The organism is Pseudomonas sp. B26(2017), from assembly GCF_002113045.1.
In the GTDB taxonomy this organism is placed as follows: Bacteria; Pseudomonadota; Gammaproteobacteria; order Pseudomonadales; family Pseudomonadaceae; genus Aquipseudomonas.
The window spans coordinates 173,219-189,401 of the sequence record NZ_NEJJ01000006.1 but is presented as its reverse complement, the minus strand read 5'-3'; the positions used below and the strand labels follow the sequence as shown (position 1 = coordinate 189,401).

The following is a 16,183-nucleotide window of genomic DNA, read 5'->3' as shown; positions in this document are numbered from 1 at the left end:
TACTCCAGGTTTCTTGGTGTGATGGTGTTAAAGTGACCGATAACAGATTTATTTATTCTGCAGATGAACTCATTGGTTTGGTGTGTATGGCAAATTTATAAATTACGCCCCCTCAATTTTTCACTTTGGTATTCAATGATCCGGTTTTCTAAGGTTTCTGGATCGTGAAGAAAAGAGACTGCATGACATAAACAGTGTTGTTCACTGCGTCTGTCACAGAGCCATAGCACTCGATCAGGCCGTTATCCAGTTTGTCCATGGCTGGAATGCCCATGAAAATCCTTACATCGGTATTGTTGAAGTTGCTGGGTAGTGTCAGCTGGTTGATGAATGAGTTTGCAGTTATGCCTGTGGTTGTGTTGTCTGCATAAAAGTCTACGACCATGCCGGGTATGAAAGGAATGGATGTTGGAAGCAAAAAATTACAGCCGCCCAGAAATTGATACTTGCCGTAAGGTTTGTTGTACAAGGTATAGGCGACGTTATTGGTGTCTCTTGGTTTTACACCCATGATGGGTTCCGCTCTTTCAGTTGTTGTGTCTGAATAGAAATGGGCAAATGGTTCTTTAACTACAACGTATTGGGTGGCCATGGAGAGCTTCCTTTTTTAGTTAAGGTGGTCACGCTGTCTTTCAATGCTTGAGGAAAGATGAGGGGCTTTTTATGGGGGCGGATTCATATGTTAAATAAATCTGTCCCCTTAAAGTCACTTAAAGTCATTTTGCCGAAACAAGCTATACGGTTTGTTGTAGAGCGTGTAGGCAACATTGTTCATATCCTTGGGGTCGAAACCTATTTTTCGTTCTGCTGGAATATTGCTATCGGAGTAAAAAACTAGAGGTGCAGGAGAAACGATGTACTTAGCCATGTGAAGTGCCTCCGTTGGCTGGTGAGTATTTTGCGGTGTATAAAAATCGAATGGTCTACATGGAAGGAAAAAGGGGAAGATTTATTTGTTGATAAATAAATCCGTCCCCTTTTTCTCCCCTTTTTTCTATTTTTTTAAGCTCACCTTTCTGATCTTTCAAGGTTTCACTGGGTCACCGTACCTATAATCTCCCCATGGCGTTGCAGGATGACCAAGAGAAGCAGTGGCAGCAGCGTAAATCGCCTGACACCTCCAGCAAACGCAAAGGTTCGAGTGCCAACTTGTTTGTTGCCCAGGATAATCAGGGACATTCCAAGCGTGCTCTGGGCGTGGAACTAAGGGTGGCTCACCGTCATCCCAATTAGTGCTCCCGGCACCGGGCGTTCCCCAAAATGCAATCAAGCCGCCTGAGACTGCACCATTACCATTCCTTGGATAAGCAGTGAGCGTTTGCGTACCAACTGAAAGTTGGTTTTTAGGCGGTTCTTTGAAACTTATTTTTGTAAGGAGTGTTGTATTCCTGAATAGGTAGGGTTTCAGTTTGCTTGGAGCACTATTAGGTGCGGCAATTAAAGAGGTTGCGGTCTGGTCGATTCCAATTATTCGCATGTCGAAAAGTGCTGACCCGTCGTGGGTGAAGTTGATAGTGTCGCCAATTTTGTATTGCAAACCTTCGCCCTGGGAGTGAAAGATAGTCATTCTGTTCTCCATCATCTTTTGATGTTTTAAAAAGTTAACTCGCTATTTTTTTGTGGCTGCTTGCCACTCAACGTAGCTCTCTCGGTATAGTTCAATGTCAGAGATTTCCTCGGTAATACTTGTTCCGTCGAGACGTGTGGCGTAAATTTTTCTGTTAATCATATCTATGTTGTCTAATACGACTGTTTCGCTTGTGCCGTCAGGTCTTCTAATCCAGCATTTCGCGCCCCTACCTATAGAGTCGAATGGGAAAAGCACAAATGGAACTGACCGCTGGGTTGATATTGTTGGTGTGGAAGTGCTCATGGTTTGATTCTCCGTTTGGTTGTTGGGGGGATATAGCTTGATAGGGAAGATTTGTGATTTTGTATATGGCGGTTTTTATATGCTCTGCGATCGTGTGTGTCTTATCCTACTAGTTAAAAATTTCTGTCTGGCCCAACTTGGTACGTTTCGTTGTTCTTGGGTTATGGCTGTTGTATGGTAATGATCGCTGGAGAGGATTATGTAAATCCTGTTGTTCGCTGTATCAGTCACCGAGCCGTAGCATTCAATATCTCCAGTGTCCAGTATTCTCATGGCCGGCATTCCAGCAAAAACTTTAAGCGGTTGAGGTCCTAATATTTGACGGTTATGTGAGAACGAATTGGCAGGGTTGTTGGTCATGATGTTGTCACCATATGCATCGGGTGTTTGGCCAACTTGTAAAGGGATTGAAGGGTCAATAGCCAAGTTGAATTCACCTAGCCTCTGGAATTGCCCATAGGGTTTTCCATATAGTGTATAAGCGGCGTTTTGGGGAAACTTAGTGTCAATGCCGATAGTTTTTTCGGCAGGAATTGTAGAGTCCGAATAAAAAAACGTTGTAGCTGAAGTCACTATGTATGTCGGTTGTGCCATGATTTATGGCTCCTAAACTATTAAGCTTCATGCGGGCGTACCTATTGAGTCGCGCCGCTGTCGAGTGGAAAATGGTGCGTAGGGTTTTTATGATTGTCTGGATATATTTTTCCATTGTTACGTTGTCGATATAGAGAGACAAGTCCCCAGCCATTGGTGTGTTGGCGGGGAGTTTTATGCTGATACCGGATAGGCGCTGGTAAGACGCATAAGGTAGTCCGTGAATCTGGTAGACAACATTTTGAGGGTCTTTCATATTAACCCCGAATGGTGACTTTAGTGGGTGCTGTACAGCGTCGCTGTAATAAAGAGTTACTCCTGGAAGTACGACGTACTTGGCCATGATGCTCTCTCTTGGTTACTCGAGGTTTGTTGGCTTTGGTGTCAATAGTGTGAGTTGTTTTTCTGGTTTTTCTAACTGTCAAATATGACAGTTTTTTATATCAATTACTTATTTGTTCAAAATCGAATAGTTATATGTCGATACTGGTTTTTTGCGACGTATTAAGAAGGTGACGGATTTATTGTTGGCAGTTTTTCGGTACTGCGCGAAGAAAACCCGCCTATGGCGGGTTCTGTGGTAGATGAGTTACCTCAGCCAGTTGCTGATTAAGTTTTTGGCTCCACGTGGTCCAGCGCCTGATTCACCGCCAGTTCTCCAAGCATCACCAGTTGCGCAATGCCTATCGCGGTTTTGCGGTCGGCGGGAGGGAGGGTGGCGGCGAAGTTGTTGAGCATTTCGCTGGCGGAGCCGAGGGTTTCGCTGGCGTTGGCCAGCAGTGATTCGGTGTTGTAGGCGGGGTTGGCGAAGTACATGGGGTCGGGTTCGTTGACCGTGGCCATGATACGGGCGCCGGGGCAGAGGTAGTGGTCGAGGGCGCGTTCGGCGGCTTCGTTGAGTTTTTTGGGGTCGAGGGAATCGTAGGGGGAGGCCGGATCGGTTTCTGGCGGGTTAGGCGTAGGTTTGAACATAAGCTGAAAACTCCTGTAAGGAGCTGCCGGTCCTTCCCTACTAAAAGAAGGGTGGCAGCTGTGCGCAGGTTAGTAGACCGGGGAGTATTCAGCATTAACCGGCGCGCCGAAGCGCCCTGCGCACAGCCACCATCACAGTCAGACTGGAATGTCTGATGGACAGCGCGTTGCACGTAGCTGAAAACACCACAGGCTACTAAACCCGATCACTGCGAATCAGTGACCCGAATCAAGTTACCGACGGCCCTCCAGGCGCACAAGCCGGCGGATTCTGGCGTACCGGTAGGCCGCGACGCAAGCCGTTGTAGGCTTCAGGAAGTAACGCGAACCGTCTTTAAACAGCAGCCTTAAACGAGCGCGCCGTCGCTATTTATCGTGATCGATATCCAGCTTGCTGAACGTCACCTGCCCACCCTCGCTGGTGTACCCGGTGTTGTCCTGTACGTAAACGCCCGCCTTGAAGTACAGCGGTTTGTTGCGCCACGTCGCGCTGATCTGCGAATCCCACTGATACCCGGCCGCACTCACGCCCAGCGCGCCGCCGGGGCTCAGGTGAATGAGGTAGTTGAACTCGCGATTGAGTTTGATCCCGGTGGCGAGGGTGATGACGCGGCTTTCGTCCTGATCCGGATGGGTGCGCAGTTTGATCACCAGGTTGCCGGTTTCGGTTTTGTCCTTGTACTGGTACTCAAGCTTGAGCATCGGCTTCTGGCTTTCATAGGCATGGATCTGCCCGATGACGATCTTGCCGGAGCTGGGCACCTTGTTGACCGAGAGGGTCGCGCGCAGCAGGTTGTCGGCGTCCGGGTAATACCAGTTGCGCAGGGTGCCGTTGCTGTAGGTTTCACGAAGTTCGGTACGCGGGTAGATGGCGTTTTCGGTTTTCGAGCCGGTCACCGGGGACCAGAAGAACAGGGTGCCGGTGTCGGAATGGAAGTACTGATCCTTGAAGCCGTTCACCAGTCTGGAGGTTTCGACGGTGTAGGGCGGGCTGCCAACGGGAACGCTGAGGTTCCAGGTTGCGAGGTCGATCATGTCGGTTCTTCCACTCTTTTGCAGTTGTACGCGCGTGCCAGATGCTCTACCCCGCGGTTCTTGGGGGCGGCCTTTATAAGCGTAGTGGGATTTTTTGTTAACGGCCGTCTGGCGGATGATTGGCGTCAACAACCTGTCGAAATGCCATGTTTCCCGGTTTTCGAGGGCTTCAGCGGTGACCGTTAGTCGGCTGCCTATCGGTTTGGTTAAATGATGGCTGGATGACAGCTATTGCTTTTACAGATCCCGGACTAGAGTGAACGCTCAGTGACTGTACGGTTTTCACGAGAAAACGCCGGAACACTGATCCGAGATGCCCCGACACAAGATGTCCCGACAAGAGAAGCAGCATGGAATGCGCGCAACCCCAGCCAGGTGAAGGCAGCTCAGTCCTTTTGATCGTTGATGATTACCCTGAAAATCTGATCAGCATGCGCGCATTGTTGCAGCGCCAGGACTGGCAGGTTATGACCGCAGCTTCCGGTTTCGAAGCCCTCAGTTTGCTGCTCGAACACGACGTCGATCTGGTGCTGCTGGATGTGCAGATGCCGGGCATGGACGGTTTTGAAGTCGCGCGTCTGATGCGCGGCAGCCAGCGCACGCGCCTGACCCCGATCATCTTTCTCACCGCCAACGAGCAGTCCCAGGACGCCGTGATCAAGGGCTATGCCAGCGGTGCGGTGGATTACCTGTTCAAACCGTTCGATCCGCAGATTCTCAAACCCAAAGTCCAGGCGTTGCTGGAACATCAACGCAATCGCCGGGCGTTGCAGCGCCTGAGTCAGGATCTGGAGTCGGCGCGGGCCTTCAATGCGTCGGTGCTGGATAACGCTGCCGAAGGGATTCTGGTACTGGGCGAGGAGGGTCTGATCCGCTTCGCCAACCCGGCGATTTCCCGGCTGCTCAATGCACCGGTAAAGGAATTGGAAGGGCAGGAGTTTCTCGATTTCCTGCAGAAACCGCACATTCCGCTGTGGGTCGATTCCGAGTTTTATGCCAGTTACAAACGCGGCGAGACGTTGCGCTTACACGACGCGTTGCTGCGTACCGCACCAGGCCAGCAGGTGCCGGTGGCCTTGTCCTGCGCAGCGTTGCCGAGTGAACAGCACGCGATGGTGGTGACGGTCCTGGACATGTCGGTGGTGCGTCATCTGCATCAACAGCTGGAATTTCAAGCGGTCACTGATCCGCTGACCGGGCTGCTCAATCGTCGGGGTTTCTACCAGACTGTGGAAAACCTGTTGCTGCGCGGCGAGCGCACGGACAGCAGCTGGGTGCTGATGTACCTCGATCTCGACGGCTTCAAAAGGGTCAACGATTCCCTCGGGCATGATGCCGGGGACCGGGTGTTGCGCTGGGTCTCCGAACAACTGAAAGCCTGCCTGCGGCCGTTCGACATTCTGGCGCGGATGGGTGGCGATGAATTCACCGCGCTGCTGGATCTGGAATTCCCCGAACAAGCGGCGAAGATCGCCGAGAAACTCATCGAGCGGGTGTCGATCTGTCAGCAGATCGAAGGCCTCGATATTGCTTTGGGTGCGAGCATCGGCATCGCCACCTACCCGGATTGCGGCAACAACCTCGACGGTTTGATGCGCGCCTCGGACATCGCCATGTACGAGGCCAAGCGTGCCGGGCGTCAGCAATATCGCTTTTACGATCATGAAATGAACGGCCGCGCGCGCTCGCGGCTGATGCTGGAAGAGAGCGTGCGCAACGCCATCGAAAACCGCGATTTCAATCTGGTGTACCAGCCGCAGGTGGCGATTGGCGATGGCCGGATTCGCGGTTTCGAGGCGTTGCTGCGCTGGCAGCACCCGAGCGTCGGCGACGTGCCGCCGGGGTTGTTCCTGCCGTTGCTGGAAGAGGCGACGCTGATCAGCCGGCTCGGCAGCTGGATCTATCATCGCAGCGCCGGGCAGCGTAAGGCGTGGGAGGCCGAGTTCTCAGGAGATCTGGTGATCGGCGTGAGCCTGAGCAACACCCAGTTCGGCCTGCCGAATCTGGTCACCGAATTGCGTCAGGTGCTGGAGCGCCATGGTTTGCAGCCGCACCAGATGGAAGTGGAAGTGACCGAAGAGGCGCTGACGATCAACCCGGACGAGACCCGCAAACAGCTGAAGCTGCTGCGCAATCTCGGGGTGCGGGTGGCGCTGGACGATTTCGGTTCCGGGTCCTGCTCGCTGGCGCATCTGCGCGATCTGGAACTGGATACCCTCAAACTCGATCGGCACCTGATCGCCCGATTGCCGGACTCGTCTCGCGACGCTTCGCTGGTGCGCACGGTCATCGACTTATGCAAGGAATACGGCTTGCTGGTGATTGCCGAAGGCGTGGAAACCGTCGAGCAATATCAGTGGCTGCAAGCTCATGGTTGCGAGTACGTGCAGGGCTTCCTGGTGGCGCGGCCGTTGGTCGCCGAGGACACCGCACGCTTTACCGAGCCGTTCGACTGGAGCGCGTTGGCCGATTGAATTCGCTACACTGGCGGCCTTTTCATGATCTGTGCCGCCCCATGACTGCGTTGAAATACCTCCAGGCCTATCCCGCGAATCTGCAGGATCAGGTGCGCCAATTGATCGCTGACAACCGCCTTGGTGATTACCTGAGCCAACGCTATCCGGGCCGTCACGACGTGCAGAGCGACAAGGCGTTGTACGGTTACGCGCTGGACTTGAAGCAGGAATACCTGCGCAACGCCCCGGCCATCGACAAGGTGCTGTTCGACAACCGCCTCGACCTGACCCACCGCGCCCTCGGCCTGCACACCACGGTCTCGCGGGTGCAGGGCGGCAAGCTCAAGGCCAAGAAAGAGATTCGCATCGCCTCGCTGTTCAAGGAGGCCGCGCCTGAGTTTTTGAAGATGATCGTCGTGCACGAACTGGCGCACTTCAAGGAGTCGGATCACAACAAGGCGTTCTATAAATTATGTGAGCACATGCTGCCGGGCTATCACCAGATCGAGTTCGATCTGCGGGTGTACCTGACGTGGCTGGACATGCAATAAGACATCAAACACCGGAGCGCATGCATGGACGTAAGCAAGACCAAGAGCAGTTTCTACCGGCGCTTGTACGTGGCGTACCTGATCGACAGCGGCCTGGCCAGCAGCGTGCCGGCGCTGACCGAGATCACCGGCATGCCCCGGCGTACGGCGCAGGACACCATTGCGGCGCTGGCGGATCTGGATATCGTCTGCGAGTTCGAACAGGAAGAGGGCGCGCGCAATCATGCGGGGCGTTATCGGATTCGGGAGTGGGGGGCGATTGATCGGGGGTGGATCGAGCGCAATCTGCGGCAGATCAAGGCTGTTCTCGAGTATCCCTGAGTCTTGTGGCGTCAGGGCTGACGCCTTCGCGAGCAAGCTCGCTCCCACATTGAAATGTGTTCCCCCTGTGGGAGCGAGCTTGCTCGCGAGGGCGTTCCGACGAAGAGACCTTCAGGACCGGCGCATCCCGATGTGCGGAATGTCATCCTCAAGATATTCCTCACCCGCCACCACAAACCCGTACCGCCCGTAATACCCCTGCAAATGCGCCTGGGCCGACAGGTAGATCGGCACTTCAGGCCAACGCTTCTCGGCCTGTTTCAGCGCCTGTTCCATCATTTCATGGCCCAACCCCTTGCCACGCCCGGCCGGCGCCGTGAGCACGCGGCCGATCACCACGTCGCCGCCCTGGGATTCCGGGTCCAGCAGGCGCAGGTACGCCACCAGTTGATTACCGTCCCAGCCCATCAAATGGCAGGTGTCACCGTCCAGATCCTGTCCGTCCGGATCCAGGTACGCGCAACGCTGTTCGACCACGAACACTTCCGAGCGCAATTTCAAAATGGCGTACAGCTGCTCCAGTCCCAGATCGCTGTGATGTTTGCAGACCCACTCGATTGTCATCTTCCGATTCCTTGAACTACGTCGCCCGATACTAAGCGCAGCGCCGAAATAAGTCTGTATGGCTGAGAAATCTGTGACAAAGGCCAAAATGCCATCATTCCAATATCGCGGCCCGCCGTACTTTGTGTAATCTGCTGGGAAGCGCTGTGCGATGGCTTCAATGAGCTAATGTTAGGGCCTGGGATTCGCCGGTAAGGGGCCTTGGGGTTTTGACTGAAAACACGCCGGGCGGCCCGCCCGCTAAGGATTTTCAAGCATGCCGCGATTGCATCGAGCCTTTGCTTTGATCGGGTTGCTGTTGCTGGGTCAAAGCGCTGCAGCGGAGAAACTGCGTCTGGTATTCGACGTCTGGCCGCCTTTTACCGATGACACGCTGGTCAACGGTGGGCTGGCAACCGACATCGTCAGCACGGCCCTGGCCCGTGCCGGTTATGCCAGCGCCTATGAGCAGGTGCCCTGGGCGCGGGCGTTGATGGGGGTTGGCGAAGGGCGTTACGACGTGCTGGTAAACGCCTGGTACAACGACGAGCGCACGAAGCTGGGGCAGTTTTCTGCCGAGTATCTGCTCAATCGCGTGCGTTTTCTCAAGCGCAAAGACTCGCCCATCGAATACAACAACCTGCAGGAATTGCACACCTATCCGATTGCGGTCGTGCGCGGCTACGCCTATTCGGCGCCGTTCGATGCCGACGCCGCGTTACAGAAAGTCCCTGTGCATAACTTCGCGATGGCCGTGCGCATGCTGGCGGCGGACCGGGTCAAGCTGACCCTGGAAGACGAATACGTCGCCCGCTATTACCTGGCTCGGGAGTCACCGAAAGTACGCAACGCAGTGGAGTTTCTGCCCAAGCCGCTGAGCGAGAACAGCCTGCACATTCTGGTCAGCCTGAAGAACCCGCAGCACGAACAGATCGTGGCCGGGTTCGACAAGGCGATTGCGTCGATGAAGGCCGATGGCAGCTATGACAAGCTGCTCAGGCAACACGGAATGTAGCCTGAAAGATTTTTAGTGCACGAACGGGCCTCTTCGCGGGCAAGCCCGCTCCCACAGGTACAGCGGCAGTTCACATATTTTGTGTACCACACCGACACTGTGGGAGCTGGCTTGCCAGCGATGAGGCCTGTGCGGCCAACTCAGTCTTCGGCTGTGTCTTTGATCAGGTGCGCCGCCAGCGTGCGCAACGGGCCAAGCTGGCGGCAGATCAACGCCAGTTGCGTCTGCACCAGTCGCTGGCCTTCGTCGATCTCGTCTGCCATTTGCTCAAGCTCATTGGCCAGCGCCTCTTCCTCATCGCTCTGGATCGCGATCGGCGTTTTGCTCGCCAGGCCCTGGGCGATCTCGTCGATGCTGCTGGCCAGTTTCACTCCCGCACCATCGATCAGATGCTCACGCACCTCGGCCGGCAGTTGGGTTTCCCGGTGTGCGCCAAGCCCTGACAGATAGCTGAGCAAGGTGTGCGACAGCACCAGGAAGCGGAAACCGACGTCGGCTTCCTTCCGGAAATGCCCCGGCTCCATCAGCATGTTCGCCAGCGTCGTGGAGAGTGCCGCGTCGGCGTTGTGCGCGTTGCGCCGGGCCAGTCGATAGGCGAGGTCGTCGCTCTTGCCGGCGGCGTATTGCTGCATGATCTGGCGCAGGTAAATGCTGTTGCAGGTGAGGGTGTTGGCCAGCACTTTGTTCAGGCGCCGACCCTGCCAGTCCGGCAGGAACAGGAACACCGCAAGCCCGGCAATCAGGCTGCCGAGCAAGGTGTCGAACAGTCTTGGCACAAACAGGCCATAGCCGTCACCGACCTGGTTGAAGCAGAACAGCACCATGATCGTGATCGCGGCGGTCGCCACGGTGTAGCGGGTGGTGCGGTTGGTAAAGAACACCACGCCGGCGGCGATGGCGAAGCACGATTGCACCAGCGGGCTCGGGAACAGATCGAACAGCGCCCAGGCAATCGTCAGGCCGATCGCCGTGCCGAAAATCCGCTGGCCGAGTTTGCGCCGGGTCGCGCCATAGTTCGGCTGGCAGACAAACAGCGTGGTGAGGATGATCCAGTAACCCTGCGACGGGTGGATCAGGTGCACCATGCCGTAGCCGATGCTCAGTGCCAGCGGCAAGCGCAGGGCGTGACGGAACAGCAGCGAGGTCGGCGTCAGCTGCGTGCGCAGACGAATCCACACATCCTTTAAGTTGCGCGGCGAGCGGTCGAGCAGGCTGCTGTCGGTGGCATCCGCCAGCGCATCGGGGTTGCTCGCGTCGCTGAGCAACCGGTCGAGGGTGCCGAGGTTGGCGGCGAGTGCGCGCAACGAACGCAGGAGTCCGCGCCAGGCCGGGTTGCTCTGGATGCGCAGGTGTTCGAGGGAAGCGTGCAGGTCGCTCAGGGCTTCGGCGAAACTCGCGTCGTAAATGAATGGCTGGCGCATCTGGATCGATTCGGCCAGCGCCCGACAGACCTTGCCTTGCTGGCGCAGCAGGCGCTGGCAGCGGAACAGGACATCGCTGTGGAAAAACGCATCGGCCAGGGCGTTGTAGGGATAGTGCGAAGAACTGGCGCGTTCGTGAATGTCTTGCGCCAGGAAGTACAGCTTCAGGTAACGGCTGACTTTCGAGCCGGGCCGACCGTTGCCGACCCGGTGCAGGATGATTTCCTTGGCGCTGTTCAGCGCTGCGACCACCCGACCGTTTTGTTGGGCCAGTTCCAGGCGCCGCGCTTCGACGTCCAGCTGACGGATCGGCTCGAACAGCGAGGCTTTCAGCTTCAGGTAAAAGCCCAGTTCACGGAACAGCCGCGCCAGGCTCTGTTGCACCGGCTGGTTGGAAAACATCGCCTGCCACAGCACCGACAGCAGGCCGTACCATGCGGCGCCGGCCACCAGCAGCATAGGCTCATGCCAGAAATCCGTGACCGCGCCGCCGCGCTGATCCACGCCGATCATGGTGTAGACGGAAAGAATCAGGGTCGCCGAAGCAATCGCGCCATAACGCTCGCCGAGCGCACCGAGCATGGTCAGGCCGAAACTGGCCAGTGCCAGCGCAATGACGAAAACGATGGGGTAGGGAAACAGCAATTCCACGGACAGCGCCGCGACGCTGAAACACACCAGCGTCACCGCCAGCGCGTTGAGGCGGCCCTGCCAACTGTCGTCGGTCTCGGCCAGGGCGCTGGCGATGATCCCCAGGAACAGCGGAATCAGCAGCCCCATTTCATCCTGATACCAGCACAGCGCCATGCTGCCGGTCAGGGCGATGAACACCCGCACGCTGTAGCTGAATTTATCCAGCGCCCACAGGCGCCGCAAAGACTGACGAAACGAGGTCGAGGACATGAAGTGCGAAGGCCTTCCGAGGCGATGCCGCTAAATTGAGCCAGTAATGACGCCGACGCAATGGCGCCGATCACATCTGACAGCAAAAAGTGTTCCTTTCATGCACCACATACCACTGTGGGAGCGAGCTCGCTCCCACAGGGTTTTGTATATGGCTTTGGATCAGACGTACTGCGCGGCGGCGTAGCCAGAGGCCCAGGCCCACTGGAAGTTGAAACCGCCCAGATGCCCGGTGACGTCGAGCACTTCGCCGACGAAATACAGACCCGGGCTTTTCAGCGATTCCATGGTCTTGGACGAGACTTCGCGGGTGTCGACGCCACCCAGCGTTACCTCGGCAGTGCGGTAGCCTTCGGTGCCGGCCGGGACGACTTTCCAGCTGCCGAGTTTCTGCGCGATGTCCGCCAGTTCGGCGTGGGTGTACTGCTTCATCGGTTTGGAGACGAACCAGTTGTCCGCCAGCAGGTTGGCCATCTTCTTGGTGAAGATTTCGCCGAGCAGGGTTTTCAGTTCGCTGTTCGGACGCTCGGCGGTCTGCTGTTGCAGCCAGCTTGCGGCGTCGTGATCCGGCAGCAGGTTGATCTCGACTGTGTCGCCCGGCTCCCAGAACGAGGAAATCTGCAGGATCGCCGGGCCGCTGAGGCCGCGGTGGGTGAACAGGATGTTCTCGCGAAAGCTCTGGTCGTTGCAGCTGACCAGACAATCCACCGAGGTGCCGGACAGCTCGGTGCACAACTCCTTGAGCTGATCGGTGATGGTGAACGGCACCAGCCCGGCGCGGGTCGGCAGCAGCTCGTGGCCGAACTGTTTGGCGACCTGGTAACCGAAACCGGTGGCGCCCAGCGTCGGGATCGACAGCCCGCCAGTGGCGATCACCAGCGACTGGCACTGGATCTGGCCGAGTGTGGTGTCGAGCAGGTAACCGCCTTCAACCTTTTCGATGGTCTGGATCGAGGTGTCGAGGTGCATGTTGACGCCGACCTGATCGCATTCGTCCAGGAGCATGCCGAGGATGTCGCTGGATTTGTTATCACAGAACAGCTGACCGAGTTTCTTCTCGTGATACGGCACGCCGTGCTTGGCGACCATGCCGATGAAATCCCACTGGGTGTAGCGGGCCAGCGCGGATTTGCAGAAGTGCGAATTCTGCGAGAGGAAATTGCTCGGTTCGGTATACATGTTGGTGAAGTTGCAGCGCCCACCGCCGGACATCAGGATTTTCTTGCCGGCCTTGTTCGCGTGGTCGAGCAGCAACACCTGACGCCCGCGCCCGGCGGCGGTCAGTGCACACATCAACCCTGCGGCGCCAGCGCCAATGATCACGACTTCGGTAGAGCGCAAAACGGTGTCCTCACACAATGACCACGCAGATCGTTCCCACGCTCTGCGTGGGAAAGCATCCTGTGACGCTCCGCGTCACGATTCAAAAGCGGACGCAGAGCGTCCATGGCGGCATTCCCACGCGGAGCGTGGGAACGATCATTTAAGCGTTCTTACAAAACCCGAACGCGCAGCGAACGACCCTTGATCTTGCCGTTGTTCAAACGCTGCAGCGCCTGCATGACCACGGTGCGTTCAACCGCCACGTAAGACTGGAAATCGAAGATCGCGATCTTGCCGACCTGAGCGCCCGGAATGCCGGCTTCGCCGGTCAGTGCGCCGAGAATGTCGCCCGGACGCACTTTGTCCTTGCGCCCGCCAGCGATGCACAGCGTGCTCATCGGCGGTTGCAGCGGGGCACCGCCCTGGGACTTGAGGTTGTCCAACTGATCCCAGTTCAGCGGGGTTTTCTGCAATTGTTCGATGGCTTGCGCGCGGTGCGCTTCGGACGGCGCCACCAGGCTGACCGCGATGCCTTTCTCGCCGGCACGACCGGTACGGCCGACGCGGTGAATGTGGATTTCCGAATCGCGGGCCAGCTCGACGTTGATCACCATGTCCAGCGAATCGATGTCCAGGCCGCGGGCGGCGACGTCGGTAGCCACCAGCACCGAGGTGCTGCGGTTGGCGAACATCGCCAGCACCTGATCGCGGTCACGCTGTTCCAGATCACCGTGCAGGCCGACGGCGGAAATGCCTTTGGAGGTCAGATGATCGACGGTTTCCTGCACTTGCTGCTTGGTGAAGCAGAAGGCCACGGTGGAGGCCGGGCGGAAGTGGTGCAGAACCTTGGTCACCGCACTCATGCGTTCTTCCGGGGAAATCTCGTAGAAGCGCTGTTCGATCTGGGTGTCGTCGTGGAACGCTTCGGCCTTGACCGTTTGCGGATCGCGCATGAACTTCGACGCCAGTTGCTTGATGCCCACCGGGTAGGTGGCCGAGAACAACAGGGTCTGACGGCGGGCCGGGGTCTGCTCGATGATGTCTTCGATGGCGTCGTAGAAACCCATGTCGAGCATGCGGTCGGCTTCGTCGAGGATCAGCGTGTTCAGGCCGTCTAGGACCAGCGAACCCTTGCGCAGGTGCTGCTGGATGCGGCCCGGCGTGCCGACGATGATGTGCGCGCCGTGCTCCAGCGAGCCGATCTGCGGGCCGAAGGACACGCCGCCGCACAGGGTCAGGACCTTGATGTTGTCTTCGGCACGGGCCAGACGACGGATTTCCTTGGCGACCTGGTCGGCCAGTTCGCGAGTCGGGCAAATCACCAGCGCCTGGCAACCGAAGTAGCGCGGATTGATCGGGTTCAGCAGGCCGATACCGAACGCGGCGGTCTTGCCGCTGCCGGTCTTGGCCTGGGCGATCAGGTCCATCCCCTTGAGGATCACCGGCAAGCTCTGCGCCTGGATCGGCGTCATCTGGGCATAACCGAGGGAGTCGAGGTTAGCCAGCATGGCGGCGGACAGCGGCAAAGTATTAAAAGCGGTGGCGATGGTGGTCACGGGACTGGCCTGCAAAACAAAATGTCGCGCAGTGTAGCAGCCTCTGGCCACTTTCCTCGAAAGTTCTGGACGAACGCAAAGCCTGTGACGAGGGCCTGTTCCCTCGCCACGCGGACCCCGGTCAATGCTCGATATGTTCCTCCCGGCGTTTGGTACGCCGTCCGTCCTCTTTCGATAGCTGCGAGAAAATCGTCGCGGCCAGCATCGCCATGATCCCCACGGTCACGAACGTGAGCTGAAATGCGCCCAACACGGTCTCAACGCCGTCATTGCCGACTTGTGCCGTAAAACCGCCGAGCAACGCACCGGCGCAGGCCACGCCCAGGCTCAGCGACAACTGCGCCACCACCGACAGCAAACTGTTGCCGCTGCTGGCGCTGGCGTCGTCGAGATCGATCAGGGTCACGGTGTTCATGGCGGTGAATTGCAGCGAGTTGATCGCCCCCAGAATCGCCAGCAGGCATAGCAGCAGCCAGTACGGCGTCTGCTCGCTGACCAGACCCATGCTCGCCAGCATGATTCCCAGAAGCAGGGTGTTGCCGGTCAGCACGATGCGATAGCCCAGACGTTCGATCAGCGGTCGCGCGCCCCACTTGGCGACCATCGCGGCTGCGGCCAAAGGCAACATGCTCATCCCGGCCTGGGACGGCGAATAACCCAGCGCCACTTGCAGCAGCAACGGCACCAGAAACGGCAGGGCGCCGCTGCCAAGGCGAGCGAACAGGTTGCCGAGAATGCCGACGGCGAAGGTGCGGGTCTTGAACAGCGACGGCGCGAACAAAGGGTTTTCAATGTGCCCGGCGCGTAACCAGTACGCCGCCAGACACGCCATGCCGCCGAACAGCAGCAACATCACCCGCAAGTGCGGCAGGTGCAGTTCGCCGAGGCCTTCCATGGCGATGGTGATCAGCACCATCGCCGCACCGAACAGCAGAAATCCCAGACTGTCGAAGCGCGTGCGCTCGGTGCCGCGCAGGTCGGGGATGAATTTCCACACCGCATAGCAACCGATGACGCCGACGGGCAGGTTGATCAGGAAGATCCAGTGCCACGTCAGGTATTCCACCATCCAGCCGCCCATGGTCGGGCCGATCAGCGGACCGAGCAGGCCGGGAATGGTGATGAAGCCCATGATCCGCACCAGTTCCGAACGCGGGTAGGCGCGCAGCACCACCAAGCGTCCGACCGGCAGCATCAGCGCACCGCCGAGGCCCTGGATCACGCGTGCGCCGATCAGCATGCTCAGGCTGCTCGACAAGGCGCAGAGCAGCGAGCCGAGGCTGAACAGCAGGATCGCGCCGAAGAAGATTTTCTTGGTGCCGAAGCGGTCGGCGATCCAGCCCGAGGCCGGAATCAGCAGGGCCACGGTGAGCATGTAGGCGATGATCACGCCCTGCATGCGCAACGGGTCTTCGGCCAGGTCCCTAGCCATGGCCGGCAGGGCGGTGTTGAGGATGGTGCCGTCGAGGGACTGCATGAAGAAAGCGATGGCGACGACCCACGGCAACCAGCGGGCGGTGATGGCGTCGAGTGGCGGGCGGTTGGGCATGGAACCTCTTGTTGTCTGGAAGATGATCGTTCCCACGCTCTGCGTGGGAACGCCGCCATGGACGCTCTGCG

General features: G+C 57.7%; 15 protein-coding genes. 4 read left to right on the top strand and 11 right to left on the bottom strand.

What is annotated here, in order from left to right:
- Positions 1-148 precede the first annotated feature (148 nt).
- The 6 genes from CAF79_RS11130 to CAF79_RS11115 all read right to left on the bottom strand — a co-directional run bounded on the left by CAF79_RS11130 (position 149) and on the right by CAF79_RS11115 (position 4,474).
- Positions 149-592, bottom strand: a complete 444-nt coding sequence (locus tag CAF79_RS11130; protein ID WP_085697806.1) for a hypothetical protein — start codon at positions 590-592, stop codon at positions 149-151.
- A gap of 114 nt (positions 593-706) precedes the next feature.
- The gene (locus CAF79_RS29125) at positions 707-868 is read right to left on the bottom strand and encodes a hypothetical protein (protein WP_170929723.1); all 162 of its coding nucleotides are present in this window, start codon (positions 866-868) and stop codon (positions 707-709) included.
- Between the two features lie 156 nt (positions 869-1,024).
- Positions 1,025-1,567, bottom strand: coding sequence for a hypothetical protein (locus CAF79_RS28805; RefSeq protein WP_139832586.1), 543 nt, complete (start codon positions 1,565-1,567; stop codon positions 1,025-1,027).
- 811 nt (positions 1,568-2,378) lie between these two features.
- Entirely contained in the window at positions 2,379-2,810 is a 432-nt protein-coding gene (locus tag CAF79_RS11125; protein WP_085697805.1) for a hypothetical protein, read from the bottom strand.
- Between the two features lie 266 nt (positions 2,811-3,076).
- Positions 3,077-3,439 carry a DUF6124 family protein gene (locus CAF79_RS11120; RefSeq protein ID WP_085697804.1) on the bottom strand — a complete coding sequence of 121 codons (363 nt, stop codon included), beginning with the start codon at positions 3,437-3,439 and terminating at the stop codon, positions 3,077-3,079.
- Positions 3,440-3,805: 366 nt separating this feature from the next.
- A complete protein-coding gene (locus CAF79_RS11115) occupies positions 3,806-4,474 on the bottom strand; it encodes a polysaccharide lyase family 7 protein (protein WP_085697803.1) in 669 nt (222 codons plus the stop codon).
- A 350-nt stretch (positions 4,475-4,824) separates the two neighbouring features.
- Here CAF79_RS11115 and CAF79_RS11110 point away from each other — a divergent pair, with 350 nt between their 5' ends.
- From CAF79_RS11110 to CAF79_RS11100, 3 genes are read left to right on the top strand one after another with little or no spacing between them, the layout of a single operon-like run.
- Positions 4,825-6,948, top strand: a complete 2,124-nt coding sequence (locus CAF79_RS11110; RefSeq protein ID WP_085697802.1) for a bifunctional diguanylate cyclase/phosphodiesterase — start codon at positions 4,825-4,827, stop codon at positions 6,946-6,948.
- 41 nt (positions 6,949-6,989) lie between these two features.
- Positions 6,990-7,481 carry a M48 family metallopeptidase gene (locus tag CAF79_RS11105; protein WP_085697801.1) on the top strand — a complete coding sequence of 164 codons (492 nt, stop codon included), beginning with the start codon at positions 6,990-6,992 and terminating at the stop codon, positions 7,479-7,481.
- Between the two features lie 24 nt (positions 7,482-7,505).
- Positions 7,506-7,802, top strand: coding sequence for a helix-turn-helix domain-containing protein (locus CAF79_RS11100; RefSeq protein WP_085697800.1), 297 nt, complete (start codon positions 7,506-7,508; stop codon positions 7,800-7,802).
- Positions 7,803-7,913: 111 nt separating this feature from the next.
- On the opposite strand, the gene CAF79_RS11095 is transcribed toward CAF79_RS11100, so the two are convergent.
- Positions 7,914-8,366: a GNAT family N-acetyltransferase gene (locus tag CAF79_RS11095; RefSeq protein WP_085697799.1), complete on the bottom strand. Its 453-nt coding sequence runs from the start codon at positions 8,364-8,366 to the stop codon at positions 7,914-7,916.
- 256 nt (positions 8,367-8,622) lie between these two features.
- Between CAF79_RS11095 and CAF79_RS11090 the strand changes: the two genes are divergently transcribed.
- The gene (locus tag CAF79_RS11090) at positions 8,623-9,360 is read left to right on the top strand and encodes an ABC transporter substrate-binding protein (protein ID WP_085697798.1); all 738 of its coding nucleotides are present in this window, start codon (positions 8,623-8,625) and stop codon (positions 9,358-9,360) included.
- Between the two features lie 140 nt (positions 9,361-9,500).
- On the opposite strand, the gene yccS is transcribed toward CAF79_RS11090, so the two are convergent.
- The 4 genes from yccS to mdtD all read right to left on the bottom strand — a co-directional run bounded on the left by yccS (position 9,501) and on the right by mdtD (position 16,112).
- A complete protein-coding gene (gene yccS, locus CAF79_RS11085; RefSeq protein ID WP_085697797.1) occupies positions 9,501-11,684 on the bottom strand; it encodes a YccS family putative transporter in 2,184 nt (727 codons plus the stop codon).
- 162 nt (positions 11,685-11,846) lie between these two features.
- The gene (locus CAF79_RS11080) at positions 11,847-13,025 is read right to left on the bottom strand and encodes an NAD(P)/FAD-dependent oxidoreductase (RefSeq protein WP_085697796.1); all 1,179 of its coding nucleotides are present in this window, start codon (positions 13,023-13,025) and stop codon (positions 11,847-11,849) included.
- A gap of 152 nt (positions 13,026-13,177) precedes the next feature.
- Complete coding sequence (gene dbpA / locus CAF79_RS11075) at positions 13,178-14,563, bottom strand: ATP-dependent RNA helicase DbpA (RefSeq protein ID WP_085697910.1); 1,386 nt, start codon at positions 14,561-14,563, stop codon at positions 13,178-13,180.
- A gap of 121 nt (positions 14,564-14,684) precedes the next feature.
- Positions 14,685-16,112 carry a multidrug transporter subunit MdtD gene (gene mdtD, locus CAF79_RS11070; protein ID WP_085697795.1) on the bottom strand — a complete coding sequence of 476 codons (1,428 nt, stop codon included), beginning with the start codon at positions 16,110-16,112 and terminating at the stop codon, positions 14,685-14,687.
- Between the last annotated feature and the right edge of the window lie 71 nt (positions 16,113-16,183).